The following is a 15,985-nucleotide window of genomic DNA, read 5'->3' as shown; positions in this document are numbered from 1 at the left end:
CACAGGTCTCCCATAAGCGAGCGGATGCGAGCATTCCTGCTTTGCCTTCCAATCGCCCTGTTCGCGCAAAACGCCCTGGCAGCCGAACTCGTGCTGTACGTCTTCCAGGACGGCTCCCCGCTATCCGGGGCGGAGGCGCGTCTTGACGGGGAACAATCGGAAACCATCCCGGATTCCGGTCGTGTTCAGTTTGATCTGAATGAAGGCAATCACCAGCTTCAGCTGGCCCGTGGCGGCTCTGAACTGCATCAGATGCGCTTCACCAGCAATGCCAACGAAAACGCCGACATCATCCTGCGTCTGCCCTCGGAAAAGGACGGGTCCGTGGATGCTGTGGTGGAAACGTACAATCCGCGTGAAGCGCTCACGGAACGCGAGGGCGAGGCCACCGGCCAACTCTCCGGTCGGATCCGCTCCCAGGAGACCGGCGCCGCCATCTCAGGGGCCAGGATCACCGCCGCGGGATCAGACACGGCCGCAACGACCGGCACGGATGGCCGCTTCAATCTGGAACTTCCCCGTGGCGTCTACAACCTGGAAATCAATCACCCTGAATACGGCAACCGCACGCTGCGCCAGGTCCGCATCGTCACCAGCATCAACCAACAGGTGAGCTACAACCTGAGCCTCAGCGGCAATGGGGGGCAGGTTGAAGAAGTGGTCGCCACGGCCAGCTATGTGCCGGATACGACCAGCGAACAGATGCGCACCTCCGAAGGCGTACTGGATGTCATCGGCTCCGAGCAGATCGACGCCGTGGGCGATTCTGACGCCATCGGGGCCCTTAAGCGCGTTACCGGCCTGTCGATCCAGGACGGCAAGTTCGTCTCCATACGGGGCCAACCGGAGCGCTATACCGAAACAACCCTGAATGGTTCGCCCCTGCCCAGCCCCGACCCCATCCGCGAAATCGCGCCACTCGACCTGTTTCCCACCAGCATTCTGTCGTCGCTCAGCGTCTCCAAGAGCTACGATGCGTCGCAGCCGGGCTCCTTCGGGGCCGGCCTGGTCGACCTGCAAACGCTTTCCGCGCCCGATGAAGCCTATTTCGAGATTTCGGCAAAAACCGGCGGCAACAGCGTGAGCACCGGCGAGGACGGGCTGACCTACGAGGGCGGCAACCGCGACTTCCTCGGCATGGATGACGGCACGCGCGAGATCACCGGCGGGCTCGCCAGCGAACTCGATGGCAGTCGCGGCACGAGCGCCGAACTGGAGGAAGGCGCGAAAGCGATGCCGAACGTCTGGGCCACCAAGGACAAGACGCTCCCCCCGGACCTTGGACTGTCGATCGCCGGCGGCACAAACACTGAAGCCTTTGGCGCCTACGTCGGCATCAACGGTACTTTTGGCTGGAGTCGTGAGTATCGCCAGAGGGATACCCTGGAGCAGCGGTTCGCCGTGGCCGACGACGGACTCCAGCTGCAGGACTCGCAGCGTGAGGAGCGCACGGACCATGACATCGACCTGAGCGGCTTCCTGTCCGTCTCGCTGGACTGGGTTGACCACAAGCTCACCAGCAATACCTTCCTGAGCCGCAAGACAACCGAACGTACCGAGTTCAGGACAGGTGAACGCACGGTCAGTGATTCACTCGAGATACAGGATCTGACGCTCGACTGGAACGAGCGCGAGCTGATCGGTGAGCAACTGCTCGGCGAACACGAATTCGATGCGTTCAGTCTGGATTGGCGAGCGCTTCTCGCCCGGGCCCAACGGGACAACCCGGACCGTCGCACCTATCGCCGGACACGGGCGCTCGATTCAGGCAACGACTTTCGCCTGACGAGCCGTGAAGACGCGACGCGGACCTTTATCGATACCGAAGACGACGTCACCAGCTTTGGATTCGATCTGGAACGTTCGGTTTTCAACGGAGACAGGTTCGCGGTGGACCTCAAGGGGGGTGCGTCCATTGACAGCCAGGACCGCGAATCCAGCACGCGCTCGCTTGGCCTGCGGGTGGATCCCAGAGAGGTGGACACCAGCGCGCCGATCGAGGAGATCCTGGCTCCAGAGCATATCGGTAACGGTGTCCGCGCCGACGACAGTTCCAACCAGACTGACTTCTACGAGGGCACGGCGGACGTCGAGGCCGCCTATATCAGGGCCGATATGGACTGGGCGAACACAGTGCGCCTGGTGGGCGGCCTGCGCCAGGAAGGCGCCGACTATGAGGTCGAGAGCCTGACGACCACCGATAACCCGGTAACCTCGGGCTTCGACGAGTCGGACCTGCTGCCCTCCCTGTCCGCCACCTGGTTCTTCGCGGACCAGATGCAGGCCCGGGTCGCCTTTGGCAGCACCATCTCGCGCCCGACGCTGAACGAAATCGGTGGCAACCCGGAGACCGGCATCGGCGTCCGGTACCGCGATCCGGACAGCAACGAGCAGTTCCAGGGCAACCCGGATCTCAAGCCCGCCGAGATCGATTCACTGGACGCACGCTGGGAGTGGTTCCCGTCCCAGGGTGAGCTCGTCACCGCCGGTTTCTTTGCCAAGGACTACACCAATGCCCTCGAGGAGGAGCTGATCCCGACGACTACCGGCACGCTTCGCCGGGTGGTCAACGCCGAAGAGGCAACGGTCCGCGGCCTCGAAGCGGAAGCCCGGCTGTACCTGCCGACCATCATGGGCGGCTATGACATGAGCTGGGACTGGGCCGAGATGCTCTACCTGCAGGGCAATATCGCCCTGATCGACTCGGAGGTCACCATCGGCAACACGACACGGCCGCTGCAGGGCCAGGCCGATGAACTGGTCAACCTGCAGGTCGGTTATGAAACCGGTGCGCACGACCTGACGGTGGCCGCCAACTACACGGGTGAACGCCTGGCCTCGGTGGTGCGCGATCAGCCGAACACCTTCGAGCAGGCGCGCACCCTGGTCGACATCAAATACGACTACCGGTGGAACGACCATATCAGTGTCAGCGCCGAGATCGGGAATCTGCTCAACGAGGCGGTCGAGGAAACCCAGGGCGGTCGCACCTTCGAGCGATACGAGCCGGGCGTCGATTTCGACATCGGCATGAAATACCGTTTCTGAGCCGCCGGGGTGTCATCCGTTGGTTACATAAAAGTCATTAACCTGAAACATCCGTTCTCTAGGGTCTAGAGCATCCCTGATTGGGATGACAATCAAGGCAGTAAATGCACATTAGGAGGCATTCACCAATGCAATACAGAAAGAGTACTCTCGCGCTCGCGATCGTGATGTCCCTCGGGCTGACAGCCTGCGGCGGCGATAGTGACAGTGGGGGGAACGATAATTCTGACAACGGCAACGATAACGGCAACGACAACGGTTCCGGAGTTGTTGGAACAATCCAGGGCAACGTCACGAACCTGAACGATCGCGGTGGCTGGGGCAGCATTGTTCTGTCCGGTTACGGCAACATCAACATCGCTGGCGCCGACGAAAACCACCAGGCCCAGACTGAGGCTGTGCCGGACAACGTCACACGTTGGTACGGCGGCACCGACAACAGTGATTCCAGTGGCTCGATCGAGTATGCCGTGGTTGCAGAGACCGGCACCGCTTTCCGTCAGGACGAAGAAGTCCAGGGCATCACCATCGAGGCATCCGGCTCAGGCACGAAGATTGACCACGTGCAGGTCATCAACTCGGATGACGACGGCATTGAGTGGTTCGGCGGCGCTGCCGACGCACGTAATATCGTAATCCAGGCCGCCACCGACGACTCGCTCGACCAGGACCAGGGCTGGCAGGGTACTGTGAAGAACGCGCTGGTCATCCAGGGGCCGAATTCCGGCAACCGTGGCATGGAGACAGACAACAACGGCGACAACTTCGGTGCCACACCGAAAACCAGTCCGGTGCTGGCCAACGTCACCGTACTCGGCCATCGCGGGAACGAGGGTGACCAGAGTGCGGGGGCACTGCATCGCGAAGGCTATGGCGGTCAGGTGTATCGCTCCGTCTACTCGGACAACACCTCCAGTGTCGCCGGCGGCGCAACGGGATCAGCAGCGTTCCAGGAAGGCTGCCTCGACGTCGATGACGAGCTCGATGGCAATATGACGTACGGCGATGTGGTGTTCAACTGCACCAATGGTGCCCTCTCGGGCGACAGCGATGATAATTCCAGCTCCAGCTTCCAGGAAGAGTTCAGCAATACGAATCGCTATGGTGTTACCGTCGATAACGGTCTGACCATCAACAACCAGACGCTCGCGATCAACACCAGCGCGACCCCCAGCTCGGATCTAGGAAGCGAGTTCACCACCCCGAACGGCAACAGCGTGACTCCGAACGGATGGCACGGCGCGGTGGATCCGAATGCTTCCGCAGCAGACGACAATCCGAGCAACGGCGGCCCCTTCTGGGACGGCTGGACCTATCGCAGCTCTGAGCTGTCGACAAACCTGCCCGGGAATACGCAGGATTTCCATCCGCTTCAAGCCGAAATCGAAGCCGGAACCATCGCGCCGGCAGAGTCCTCCAATTGCGAGAACATCGCTGGTGGCCTGAGCAACGGCGGCACAACTGATGTGTTCGGCGTCGAGTTCCCGGTGTGCGCCATCAACGACGGCGATCTTGACGGTGAATACACGCTTACAAACGACCACATCTATGTGCTGGCCGAGACAGTCCAGGTCGGTAATGGCGACGTCGAAAGCGCTGCCGATCCGTCTACAGTCCGCAACGATAAGCTGACCGTAGAAAAAGGAACGCAGATCATGGGCGACGACAATGCGCAGTCTTCGCTGGTGATCACGCGTGGGTCTGAGATGGACGTCAACGGCACTGCGGAACAGCCCGTCATCTTCGGTAGCGTTTCGTTCGAATAAAATAAGCAAGTAAACTTTCCTGATACCCCTCTGGGGTATAGGAAAGGGTTCCTGCGGAGGCTGTGTGAAAACAGCTTCCCGCAACTCGCCCAATAACCGCGACGCTGTTCGCGGTTATTTTTTATAATGCCCTGTGTTCCTCTGGCGACGTTTGGCCGAAGCCCTGCTTGTAGCGGTTATCGGGGCCATAGGTTTCGATATGCTGATGAATGCCCAAGTGCCTGCAACGCAATAAAGGAGCGCTTAAATGAAACATCATGCAACCAGCAAGCTTGCGCTGGTTAAATGACACAACGGTGATAACGGTGACAGCACCATCACTCCAGTCGCTCAAACCAGGCAGTCTGGGTCGGTGCTCCCAATTCAGGATCCGCCTCACCAATTCCGCCCGTCCTCACACGGTAGCCATTGCGGCTCGCCACCCCGCCTACCCACTGGCGGAACTTATCCCGGCTCCATTCAAACCGGTGATCAGGGTCGCGTAACTCACCCGGAGACAGATCGAACAGAGGGTTGTAATCAGCATTGGGGGTGGTAATCACGACCTTGCCCGGCCTGAAGTATTCAAAAACCGCCCGCTCAACCGTGGATAGATCCCGTGGCGGAACATGCTCGATGACTTCCACCATGGCGGCGGCATCAAAGCCGGTGCAGGCTGGATTGGGCTCCTGGAAGGATCCCCGTACCAGTTGCACCCTGGGATCCGGCTGCTGCAGCCAGTGTTGCAAACGCTCGCGCGCATTGCGCAATGAGATCCCAGAAGACTCAAGCCCCACCAGCCGCTCAAAATGCCCCATCTGCAAGCATCGCTGGAGCAGCGCACCGGACCCGCAACCCAGATCCAGGACGCTCTCGGCGGCGCTGTGGATCAGTAACGAGGCAACGTGATCGAGGCGGACCTCGTGCAGGTTACTGGTCTGGGTATCCATGGACGAAGGCCGGCTCAGAGGTGGAACCAGCAGTCTACGGACCCGGCGGTAAAACTGACAAGCGTTCGGCATTCCATCTTGCGCCGGAAGCCGTGCTAGTCTCTGGGTTGTCAACCAAACGCTGAGCGGCCTTTACGCATGCCCAATCATCACCTTGAACACAGCCATGAACCGGACGCCATCCGGCAACGACTGAACGCCGAACCGGCTCCCAGTTACCTCCGCGATGCCATCCTCGGGGGTATTGATGGCTGTGTTACCACCGTTGCGGTCATCGCCAGTGTTGCCGGCGCAGGGCTTCCGGGCATGATCGCTTTTGTGCTCGGCATTGCCAGCCTGATCGCCGATGCGTTCAGCATGGGCGTCAGCAATTATCAGGCGGTCAAAAGCGATGACGACGCCAGGAACCAGCTGCGGGACCAGGAGGAGCGCCATATCCAACTCGATCCCGAAGGCGAGCGCGAGGAAATACGCCAGATCTTTGCGCAGAAAGGGTTCGAAGGCCAAACACTGGATAACATCGTGGAGACCATCAGTGCGGATCACCGCCTCTGGGTGAACACCATGCTCCAGGAGGAATTCGGCCATCCCCTCTCCGGTCCCTCCCCCTGGAAAGCGGCCATCGCAACCTTTGCCGTCTTTATCGGTGTTGGGCTGATCCCCCTGCTGCCGTTCATTGCGCCCTTCCTGGTGGGCTTGGACATGTTCCTGGTCAGCGCCATCGCCGCCATCATCTCGCTGTTTGGCATCGGCTGGGTCAAGGGCGTTGTACTGGGCATGAGCCGTTTCCGGGGCGGGCTGGAGACACTGGCCATGGGCGGTGGCGCGGCCATACTCGCCTTCCTGCTGGGCTTTGTCTTTGAGCCCATGCTGGGCGACCTTGCGGTTGGCTGAGCGTAGCTTATACCCCGAATGACGCCAGAATGGGACAGGGCCCGGAATCGTCCGCTTCACAGTCCGCCGCGAGCTGCTCCAGGGCATCGCGGGCCTGCTGCAGCTCCTGGATCCTGGCATCAAGCGCCTCGACCCGGGTTCGGGCAAGCTCGCGGGCACGACGGTGATCATGGCTGGCATCCAATCCGATCAGTTCCCGGATCTCCGCCAGTGCAAAGCCTGCCGCCTGGGCCTTGCGGATGAACCGCAGACGGCGCAGGTCTTCATTGCCATAATACCGTACGCCCCCCTCACTGGGAGGGGTATCGAGCAACCCCTTGCGTTGGTAGAAGCGGACTGTTTCCACACCCACGTTGCAGGCAGCCGCCAGTTTGCCGATGGTAAACACGGATCGCTCCCGGAACCCTGAACTTGACTCCGTACCATGGTACGGCATCTACCGTGATTGTGCATTGTGATCCAGGGGTCAATAACGAGGATCTCAACCGCTGGCGTTGGCAGCAGGAGGAATACCGATGAACACGACGAACAGAGCAAACCACGAGTACGACCTCACCATTGAGGGCCTGAACTGCGGTGGTTGCGTCAGCAAGACAGAAAAAGCCCTGAACGGCGTGGACGGCGTGAGCGAGGCCAGCGTCAACCTGGCAACCAGCAAGGCCCATGTCCAGGCCGAGGCCTCCGTTTCCCTGCAGACCCTCAAAGAAGCGGTCCAGCAGGCTGGTTTTGATGTCGCAACGGAAACATACCGCTTCCAGGTCACCGGTATGCACTGCGGCTCCTGCGTCAGCCGTGTGGAGGAGGCTGCCCGCGCCCTGGCGGGGGTGGTTGGCGCCAGCGTCAATCTGGCAACCGAAAAAGCCACGGTCACGGTCGTGGCGGGCACCGTCAGCGCGGATGACGTGGCCCGCGCCATCAGTGAAACCGGCTATCAGGCCACCCCCATCCATGAGGAAACACCCGAGGGAAACGAGGAAGACGCCCAGGCCAGGGAGGCGCGAACCCTGAAACGGTCCGTGGCAATCGCCGCCGTCTTCACACTGCCGGTCTTTATCCTTGATATGGGCGCCCATTTCATCCCGGCGTTCCATGCATGGCAGATGCAGGCCATTGGCCAGCAGCCCCTTTACTACCTGTTCTTCGCGCTGGCCACCGTCGTTCTTTTCGGCCCGGGCCTGCGTTTTTTCCGCCAGGGCCTGCCGGCGCTTCTGCGTGGCGGCCCCGACATGAACACGCTGGTCATGCTTGGCGCCAGCGCGGCCTGGGGCTATTCCGTCGTGGCCACTTTCCTGCCCTCGGTCCTTCCCAAGGGCCAGGTTCAGGTCTACTACGAGGCCGCCGCCGTGATCGTGACCCTGATCCTGGTCGGCCGGCTGATGGAGGCCCGCGCCAAGGGCCGGACCGGTGAGGCCATCAAGCGGCTGCTCACACTCCAGGCCCGCACAGCCCGTGTTATCCGCGACGGCGACGCACAGGAGATTGCCATCGAGGAGGTCACCGAGGGGGATACCGTGCAGGTGCGCCCTGGCGAGAAAATCCCGGTGGACGGCACCGTAACAGGGGGCGGCTCCTGGGTGGACGAGTCCATGATCACGGGCGAGCCCGTGCCTGCTGAAAAACGCCCCGACGACGAGGTGGTCGGTGGCACCATCAACCAGTCCGGCAGCCTGACCTTCACGGCCACACGCGTGGGCAACGACACCACACTGCAACAGATCGTACGCATGGTGGAGGAAGCTCAGGGCTCCAAGCTGCCCATCCAGGCGCTGGTGGACCGGGTGGCCGGTATCTTTGTACCGCTCGTCATGGCAGCGGCGGCCCTGACCTTCGGCATCTGGCTGTCTTTCGGACCGGATCCGGCACTGAGCTTCGCGCTGATCAACGGTGTGGCCGTACTGATCATCGCCTGCCCCTGCGCCATGGGACTGGCGACGCCCACCTCCATCATGGTGGGCACCGGCAAGGGCGCCGAAATGGGGATCCTTTTCCGGCGAGGGGATGCCCTGCAGCGACTGCGCAATACCGAGGTGGTTGCGTTCGACAAGACCGGCACCCTCACCCGGGGCCAGCCGGAGATGACGGATTTTGAGGTGATGGGGGATCAGCAGGAAGACGCACTGCTGCGCCTGATAGCCAGCGTGGAACAGGCCTCCGAGCACCCCATCGCTCAGGCCATCGTCGCTGCCGCACAGTCACGTGACCTGAGCCTTTCGGAGGTCTCCGGATTCGATACGGCAACCGGTAAAGGGGTTATCGCCCATGTTGAGGGCTGCGAAGTCGCTCTGGGTGGCGCCGGTTATATGAAGGAGCTGGGCGTGGCCATTGACCAGGCTGGCGACACGGCGGAGCGGCTCGGCAACCAGGGTCGCACCCCGCTCTATGCGGCGCTGGATCGCCAGCTGGCGGCCGTGATCGCGGTGGCGGACCCGCTCAAGGAGACCACCATCGATGCCATCCAGCACCTGCACGATGCTGGCCTGCGCGTGGCCATGATCACCGGCGACAACCAGCACACCGCCAACGCCATTGCCCGCCAGTGCGGCATCGATGAGGTCCAGGCGGAAGTCCTGCCGGACGGCAAGGTGGACGCGATCAGGTCGCTGCAGGAAGGCGGCCGCGCCGTGGCTTTCGTGGGCGACGGCATCAATGACGCACCGGCGCTCGCGCAATCGGATGTGGGCATTGCCATCGGCACGGGCACGGACATTGCGATTGAATCCGCGGAGGTTGTTCTGATGTCCGGGGATCTGCGTAACGTGCCCAATGCCATCGGACTGTCACGGGCCACCATCCGCAACATCAAGCAGAACCTGTTCTGGGCGTTCGGCTACAATACGCTGCTGATTCCGGTGGCGGCCGGGGTGCTGTATCCGTTCATCGGGGTGTTGCTGTCGCCGATGTTCGCGGCCCTGGCGATGGCGGCTTCCAGTGTCTGTGTGTTGACCAATGCCTTGCGGCTGCGGCGGTATCAGGCGCCTATGCAGACTTCGCCAGCCTGATAGACTGTTCTTAGCAGAGGGGATGGCAGTCTCTGTTGGGAAACGCTGTGAATACGTCCGTGTACGCTTGTCTTCCGCCATCCATGGCTCCAGACATTCCCAACAGAGACTGCCATCCCCTCCACTCCAATGCGTGTGGGTAGAGCTAACTCACTTCTTACAAACGAGACGTTAAACGCCCGCAAACCATTCAGGAGTCAGGGCGGGGACTGCTAAGCGGGACTGTCTGGAGCCATGGATGGCGGAAGACAAGCGTACAGGGATGTATTTACAGCGTGTCCCGATTAGCAGTTCCCGCCCTGACTCCGTCTGTTCACAATGGAGTCTGATACATGTCTGATCGTGTCACTCTCGAAATAGATAACAACATCGCCTGGGTCACCCTGAACCGCCCGGACAAGTACAACGGCCTGGACATGGCCATGTTTGAGGCCATCGCCAGCACCGCGAAAGCCCTGAAGAAGGATTGTTCCATCCGTGCCGTCATCCTTCAGGGGGCAGGCCAGGCGTTCTGCTCCGGATTGGATGTGAAGAGCGTCACATCCAATCCGGTGAATTTCGCCAAATTACTCTTCAAACCCGGTCGCAAGATCAGCAACCTGGCCCAGGATGTAGGCTACCTCTGGCGGGAGGTCCCGGCACCGGTGATCGCCGTGACCCATGGCGTGTGCTACGGCGGCGGGCTGCAGATCGCTCTGGGGGCGGATTTCCGTTACAGCACAACGGACTGTGAGTTCTCGATCATGGAAGCTAAGTGGGGGCTGATTCCGGACATGAGCATCACCACTACCCTCTCCGAACTCATGCCCATCGACTGGGCGAAGGAGCTGACCATGACGGCCCGGGTCGTGGAAGCACCCGAAGCGCATCGGCTGGGAATGGTCACCCATGTGAGCGACACGCCCTTGGATGATGCCCTGGCCTTCGTGGAGACGCTGAAGGCGACGTCACCGGACGCCGTGGCGGCCACCAAGCTGCTCTACAACCGCGCCTGGCAGGCGGACGACCGTACGGCACTGGGCTGGGAAAGCCGCCTGCAGAAGAAGATCCTTGCCCGCGCGAACCAGCGCACGGCCGTGGCACGCAACACCGGAAAGCCGGACAAGGCGTTTGAGCCACGGCGGACATTCTAGGCCAAGAGCGCTATCCCAAGGGCCAGTACCACCAGGAGCGTGAGGATCAGCAGCAGCCAGGCACCGCGGGGCCAGCCCCTGGCCTCGGGCTCGGGCGCGGCCCCACGGGCCTCAAGGTGCTCGCGCAGCAGCGCCACATTGCGGTCGTTTGCCCGATAGAACACATCGAACACATCCCCGACCACAGGCAGCGTGCCGCCCAGAGCGTCAACCAGACCATTGGCCAGCATCCGCAGCTGGAGGGTGGACGGCGCGCCCACCTGGCGCGCCTGCTGGATGAGATACAGCGACAGTACCAGGCCCACAAAGTCCCCGACCCCCGGCAACACACCGAGCAGGGGGCCAATACCAAAGCGGATGGAAGTCAGGGGAATCCGGAACCGGGAGTCGGTCAGGCGGGCAAACCGCTCCAGCCGGGCCAGTGTGGCACTTTCCTGCCCAAGCGTTGTGGTCTCGTTCATAACGCTGACAGCCTATACCTCCCCTGGGTAGCTGACAATCCAGTCGCCGTCCACTATCCTGCGCACCGTTGCAATGCTCAGGATGCTTTTGTTCATGATGTTGCTGTCGATCGTCACCCTGCCCCTTCTGGGGGCACTGATCATCCCGCTGCTCGCCTGGCGCTCGACAGCTGTCCTGCCCGCTCTGGTTGCCGGTGCCATTGGCATCACGGTCGTCGCCATGATGCTCAGCCAAGCGGTGGACGTACTGGGCGGTGCTGCCCTCATCGAGCACTATCCCTGGTTACCCAGCCTGGGTCTATCGCCCGCCTTCCGCCTGGACGCTCTGGCTCTGTTCTTTGCGCTGATCATCGCTGGCATGGGCATCCTGATCACCTTCTACGCCCATTTCTATTTTGCGGGCAAGCACGGCACCGTGCGCTTCCATTCGCTTATGCTGGCGTTCATGGGCGCCATGCTGGGCATTGTGATGTCCGAGAATCTTCTTTTCATGCTGGTTTTCTGGGAGATGACCAGCCTGATCTCTTTCGTGCTGATCGGTTTTCATCAGGACGAACGACCGGCCCGCCGCGGCGCCCGCATGACGCTGGTGATCACCGGCGGGGGCGGGCTCGCGCTGCTGGCCGGAGTCCTGCTGATCGGCAACAGCGCGGGCAGTTTCCGGCTCACTGACATCCTGGCGCCGGAAGCGGCCCTGACAGCCGACCCGCTCTACCCATGGATGCTGGGCCTGGTTCTGCTGGGGGCCATGACCAAGTCCGCACAGTTCCCGTTCCATTTGTGGCTGCCCAATGCCATGACGGCGCCCACCCCTGTCTCGGCTTATCTGCACTCCGCCACCATGGTCAAGGCCGGTATCTTCCTCCTCGCTCGGCTCCATCCCGTGCTGGGAGACACGGAAGCCTGGCTTTACGGCGTTTCAACCGCCGGCATGGCTACGCTGTTAAGCGGCGCCTTCATCGCCATGTTCAAGCACGACACCAAGGAACTGCTGGCCTATTCCACCGTCAGCCACCTGGGTCTGATCACCCTTCTGGTCGGTCTGAACACCCGTATGGCGATGGTTGCGGCCCTTTTCCATCTGTTGAACCATGCTCTGGTGAAGGCGCCCCTGTTCATGATGGCTGGTGCCGTCCAAAAGGCTACGGGCACCCGTGATATGCGCCAGATCAACGGCCTGTGGCGCACACTACCCGCGCTGATGGTCATCAGTGCTGTGGCCGCTGCCTCCATGGCGGGGCTGCCCCTGCTTGGCGGCTACCTGAGCAAGAAAATGTTCTTCATTGAAAGCCTGCAGGCACCGGTCGTGCCTCCACTGCAGTGGATCACACCGGCGCTGGCGGCCATTGCGGGCCTGTTTTCGGTTGCCTATGCCCTGCGCATCTTTCACAACGTTTTCTTCAACGGCCAGCCACGGAACCTGCCAGTCTGGCCCCCGAAAAACCCCGGCGTGGGGATCCAGGTTCCTGCGGGAATTCTGGCACTGGCGGTTATCGGCGTGAGCTGGCATGCAGAGGCTGTGGTCCATGCTGTCATCGGTCCCGTCGCCTCGGTGGCTTCAGGCCACCCCCTCCCCGAGTACGACATGCACCAGCTGCATCACATTGGCACAGCCTTTTTCATGAGTCTGGCGGCCATGCTGGGCGGGCTGCTGCTGTACATGGCACGCCAGCCGCTCTTCCGGCTTTACGATCGGCTGCCGCCAGCGGATGCGCGGGAGATTTTTGAGTGGATGATGACCCGGACCGGTCGCGGCGCTGAACGGCTTGTCCGTGGGCTGGAAAACGGTTCGGTGCAGCGCTATATCGCCCTGATCGTGCTTACCGCCATCGTTCTCGTCGGGCCAGTGTTGTTTTCCGGTATCCAGTGGCACGGGGGCGAAGCCCTGACGCCGATTGACCCATTAACCAGCCTGGGGCTGGTCCTGCTGATGGCCACGGCTGTGGGCACGGCGCTCGGGCATCACCAGCGCCTTTTTGCCCTATTGCTATTGGGCAGCGCCGGCCTGTTCGTAACCCTCACCTTTGCCCGGTTCTCGGCCCCGGATCTGGCGCTTACCCAGCTCTCCGTGGAGGTAATGGCCGTCATCATCATGATGCTGGCGCTGTCCTTCCTGCCCCAGGATACGCCCCGGGAATCGAGCCGTTTCCGCAAGGGGCGGGACCTGGGCATTGCCGGGCTCGGCGGGCTCGGGGTCGGCATGGTAGCGTTTGCGATCATCACCCGCCCCCACAACACCATCGCCGAGTTCTTCCTGGACCAGAGCAAGCCCGGGGGCGGCGGCAGCAATGTGGTGAACGTGATTCTGGTTGATTTCCGCGGCTTTGACACCCTGGGTGAGATCACGGTACTCGGCATCGCTGCCGTGGCGGTCTTTGCCCTGACCCGCAATCTCCAGCTCAAGGACCGCATTCCCCAGGAGCGGGACCAGTACTGGGCTTCCAATCCCCATCCACTGATCCTGCGCACCATGGCCCGGCCGATCCTGCCCATTGCCCTGATGGTCTCAGCCTACATCTTCCTGCGCGGCCACAACATGCCGGGTGGCGGCTTTATTGCCGGCCTCATCACGGCGGTTGCCCTGTCACTGCAGTACATGGCGGGCAGTATGGCCTGGGCCCATAACCGCATGCTCACATCCTTCCGCCCGCTCATCGGCGTGGGTCTGCTGCTGGCGTGCGGCACCGGTGTGGGGAGCCTACTGTTCGGCGAGGCGTTCCTGAGTTCCTGGCACGGCCACTTCAGCCTGCCCGTTCTGGGGCACCTGGAGCTGGCAACGGCCCTGCTCTTTGACCTGGGCGTATTCGCCACCGTGGTCGGCGCTACCCTGCTGATTCTCGCCAATCTGGGCAAACTCATGACCGTGAACGGCCCCGGCAAGGAGGTTGGATAGATGGAAGCGCTTTACGCCATGGCTGTGGGCGTACTCACTGCCTGCGGCATCTACCTGGTGCTGCGTGGCCGCACCTTCCCCGTCGTCATGGGCCTGACCCTGCTGTCCCACGCGGTGAACCTCTTCCTTTTCGCCAGCGGTCGGCTGGCAATGGCAGCCCCGGCGGTGATCGGTGAATCCACTGATCCTACGGACCCCCTGCCCCAGGCACTGGTCCTCACGGCCATTGTTATCGGCTTCGCCATGACCGCCTTTGTGGTGGTCCTGACCCTGCGCGCGGCGGTTGAGCTGCGCAATGACCATGTTGATGGCGTCGATCCCGGGGAGGACTGGCGACCATGAACCACCTCCCAGTGCTGCCCATACTGCTGCCCCTTCTGACCGGAGCCCTGCTGGTCACGCTGCCACGCCTTGGCCTCAATACCCAGAGACTGGTCAGCCTGGCCGCCACCGGCGCCACACTGGGAGTGACGCTCTGGCTCGGCAGCCATATTCTGGAACAGGGGCGACTGGTGTATGCCCTGGGAGGCTGGGCACCGCCTTTCGGGATCGTGCTGGTACCGGACCGATTGAGCATACTGATGCTGGTCCTGACCGCCACTCTGGCACTACCGGCCCTTGGCTACGCTTGCCGGGGTGATGATGACGCTGGCGCCCATTTCCACGCGCTCTTCCAGTTCCAGCTCATGGGGCTCAACGGCGCCTTCCTGACCGGCGATATTTTTAACCTTTTCGTATTCTTCGAGGTCCTGCTGATCGCCTCCTATGCCCTGCTGCTCCATGGCGGAGGCACCGCCCGCAGCCGCGCGGGGCTCCACTACGTGATCATCAACCTGATCGGCTCGGCGCTTTTCCTGCTGGCGCTGGGCATGCTCTACGGACTCACCGGCACCCTCAACATGGCGGATCTAGCGGCGAGGATCAGCCAGGCTCCCCCCGCTAACCAGCCGCTTCTGGAAGCCGCATCGCTGGTGCTGCTGGTGGTCTTCGGAGTCAAGGCGGCGCTTCTGCCGCTTCTGTTCTGGCTCCCGCGCGCCTACACGGCCGCTGCCGCGCCGGTGGCAGCTCTTTTCGCGGTGATGACCAAGGTGGGTCTCTACGCCATGCTCCGGGTCTTTCCCCTGGTGTTCGCCCTGAACCAGCCCTTGGTGGATCAGCTCGCATGGCACTGGCTCTGGCCTCTGGGACTGGCCACCCTGGCGCTGGGCGGCGTTGGCGTTCTGGGCGCCACGAGCCTGCGCAACCTCACGGCCTACATGGTGATCGTTTCTGCCGGGACCCTCATGGCCACCATTGCCCTGGGCAGCGCTGAGGCGCTGGCCGCCGGGCTTTTCTATCTGGTACACACCACGCTGCTGACCGGCGGTTTCTTCCTGTTCTCGGACCTGATCGCCCGTCAGCGGGGCGAAGCCGGTGACTACATGGTGGTTACGGCCGCCATGAAGGATCGGCGCACCCTGGGGATCCTGTTCTTTTTCGCTGCGGTAGCACTGGCTGGCCTGCCCCCATTCAGTGGCTTCGTGAGCAAGGCCTGGCTCCTGGAAGCCAGTCTCGGGGAAGGGGCGGCCGCTGTTTTCTGGCCCGTTCTGCTTGGCGTTGGCTTTCTCGTTCTGATTGCACTGAGCCGCGCGGGGAGCAAGTTCTTCTGGCGCCAATCCCCCACAAGGGACCATGAGGTGCGTGCCGACCGTGTACGGCTGGCGTGTGTTCTCGTCCTGATAGGCGCCGGCCTGATACTGAGCCTCACAGCAGCCCCGCTGATGGACTATACCCGTTCCGTGGCGGCCCAGGTAATGGCCCCCGAGGATTATGTGAGAACGGTCCAGGAGGCCGGACTCGGACTGACGGGAGGAGGGCACTGA

The 15,985-nt window shown here is 62.2% G+C and carries 11 protein-coding genes; 8 read left to right on the top strand and 3 right to left on the bottom strand.

Annotated features, from left to right (window positions below; all coding sequences use genetic code 11):
* Positions 1 to 24 precede the first annotated feature (24 nt).
* Positions 25 to 3,048, top strand: coding sequence for a TonB-dependent receptor (locus tag AC1RQI_RS00985; RefSeq protein WP_481903296.1), 3,024 nt, complete (start codon positions 25 to 27; stop codon positions 3,046 to 3,048).
* Positions 3,049 to 3,176: 128 nt separating this feature from the next.
* On the top strand, positions 3,177 to 4,814 hold the full coding sequence (locus AC1RQI_RS00980; protein ID WP_481903295.1) for a hypothetical protein: 1,638 nt from the start codon (positions 3,177 to 3,179) through the stop codon (positions 4,812 to 4,814).
* Between the two features lie 317 nt (positions 4,815 to 5,131).
* Here AC1RQI_RS00980 and AC1RQI_RS00975 read toward each other — a convergent pair whose 3' ends face one another.
* Entirely contained in the window at positions 5,132 to 5,743 is a 612-nt protein-coding gene (locus AC1RQI_RS00975; protein WP_481903294.1) for a methyltransferase, read from the bottom strand.
* A gap of 138 nt (positions 5,744 to 5,881) precedes the next feature.
* On the opposite strand from AC1RQI_RS00975, the gene AC1RQI_RS00970 reads away from it, so the two are divergent.
* Entirely contained in the window at positions 5,882 to 6,637 is a 756-nt protein-coding gene (locus AC1RQI_RS00970) for a VIT1/CCC1 transporter family protein (RefSeq protein WP_416633698.1), read from the top strand.
* 7 nt (positions 6,638 to 6,644) lie between these two features.
* Here AC1RQI_RS00970 and AC1RQI_RS00965 read toward each other — a convergent pair whose 3' ends face one another.
* Positions 6,645 to 7,025, bottom strand: coding sequence for a MerR family transcriptional regulator (locus AC1RQI_RS00965; RefSeq protein WP_481903293.1), 381 nt, complete (start codon positions 7,023 to 7,025; stop codon positions 6,645 to 6,647).
* Between the two features lie 127 nt (positions 7,026 to 7,152).
* On the opposite strand from AC1RQI_RS00965, the gene AC1RQI_RS00960 reads away from it, so the two are divergent.
* Entirely contained in the window at positions 7,153 to 9,636 is a 2,484-nt protein-coding gene (locus tag AC1RQI_RS00960) for a heavy metal translocating P-type ATPase (RefSeq protein WP_481903292.1), read from the top strand.
* Positions 9,637 to 9,968: 332 nt separating this feature from the next.
* Positions 9,969 to 10,769, top strand: coding sequence for a crotonase/enoyl-CoA hydratase family protein (locus AC1RQI_RS00955; protein ID WP_481903291.1), 801 nt, complete (start codon positions 9,969 to 9,971; stop codon positions 10,767 to 10,769).
* Here the strand turns inward: AC1RQI_RS00955 and AC1RQI_RS00950 are convergent.
* Complete coding sequence (locus AC1RQI_RS00950) at positions 10,766 to 11,230, bottom strand: DUF4112 domain-containing protein (RefSeq protein WP_481903290.1); 465 nt, start codon at positions 11,228 to 11,230, stop codon at positions 10,766 to 10,768. The two genes, AC1RQI_RS00955 and AC1RQI_RS00950, sit on opposite strands and share 4 nt — an antisense overlap.
* A 94-nt stretch (positions 11,231 to 11,324) precedes the next feature.
* Between AC1RQI_RS00950 and AC1RQI_RS00945 the strand changes: the two genes are divergently transcribed.
* From AC1RQI_RS00945 to AC1RQI_RS00935, 3 genes are read left to right on the top strand one after another with little or no spacing between them, the layout of a single operon-like run.
* On the top strand, positions 11,325 to 14,123 hold the full coding sequence (locus AC1RQI_RS00945; RefSeq protein WP_481903289.1) for a monovalent cation/H+ antiporter subunit A: 2,799 nt from the start codon (positions 11,325 to 11,327) through the stop codon (positions 14,121 to 14,123).
* A complete protein-coding gene (locus tag AC1RQI_RS00940) occupies positions 14,124 to 14,465 on the top strand; it encodes a Na+/H+ antiporter subunit C (protein ID WP_416633692.1) in 342 nt (113 codons plus the stop codon).
* Positions 14,462 to 15,985 carry a monovalent cation/H+ antiporter subunit D gene (locus AC1RQI_RS00935; RefSeq protein WP_481903288.1) on the top strand — a complete coding sequence of 508 codons (1,524 nt, stop codon included), beginning with the start codon at positions 14,462 to 14,464 and terminating at the stop codon, positions 15,983 to 15,985. Before AC1RQI_RS00940 ends, AC1RQI_RS00935 begins: the two co-directional genes overlap by 4 nt.

It is taken from the genome of Salicola sp. AFF1, assembly GCF_056783195.1.
Note: the sequence above shows the minus strand (reverse complement) of the source record. Positions and strands in the feature narration are given on the sequence as shown.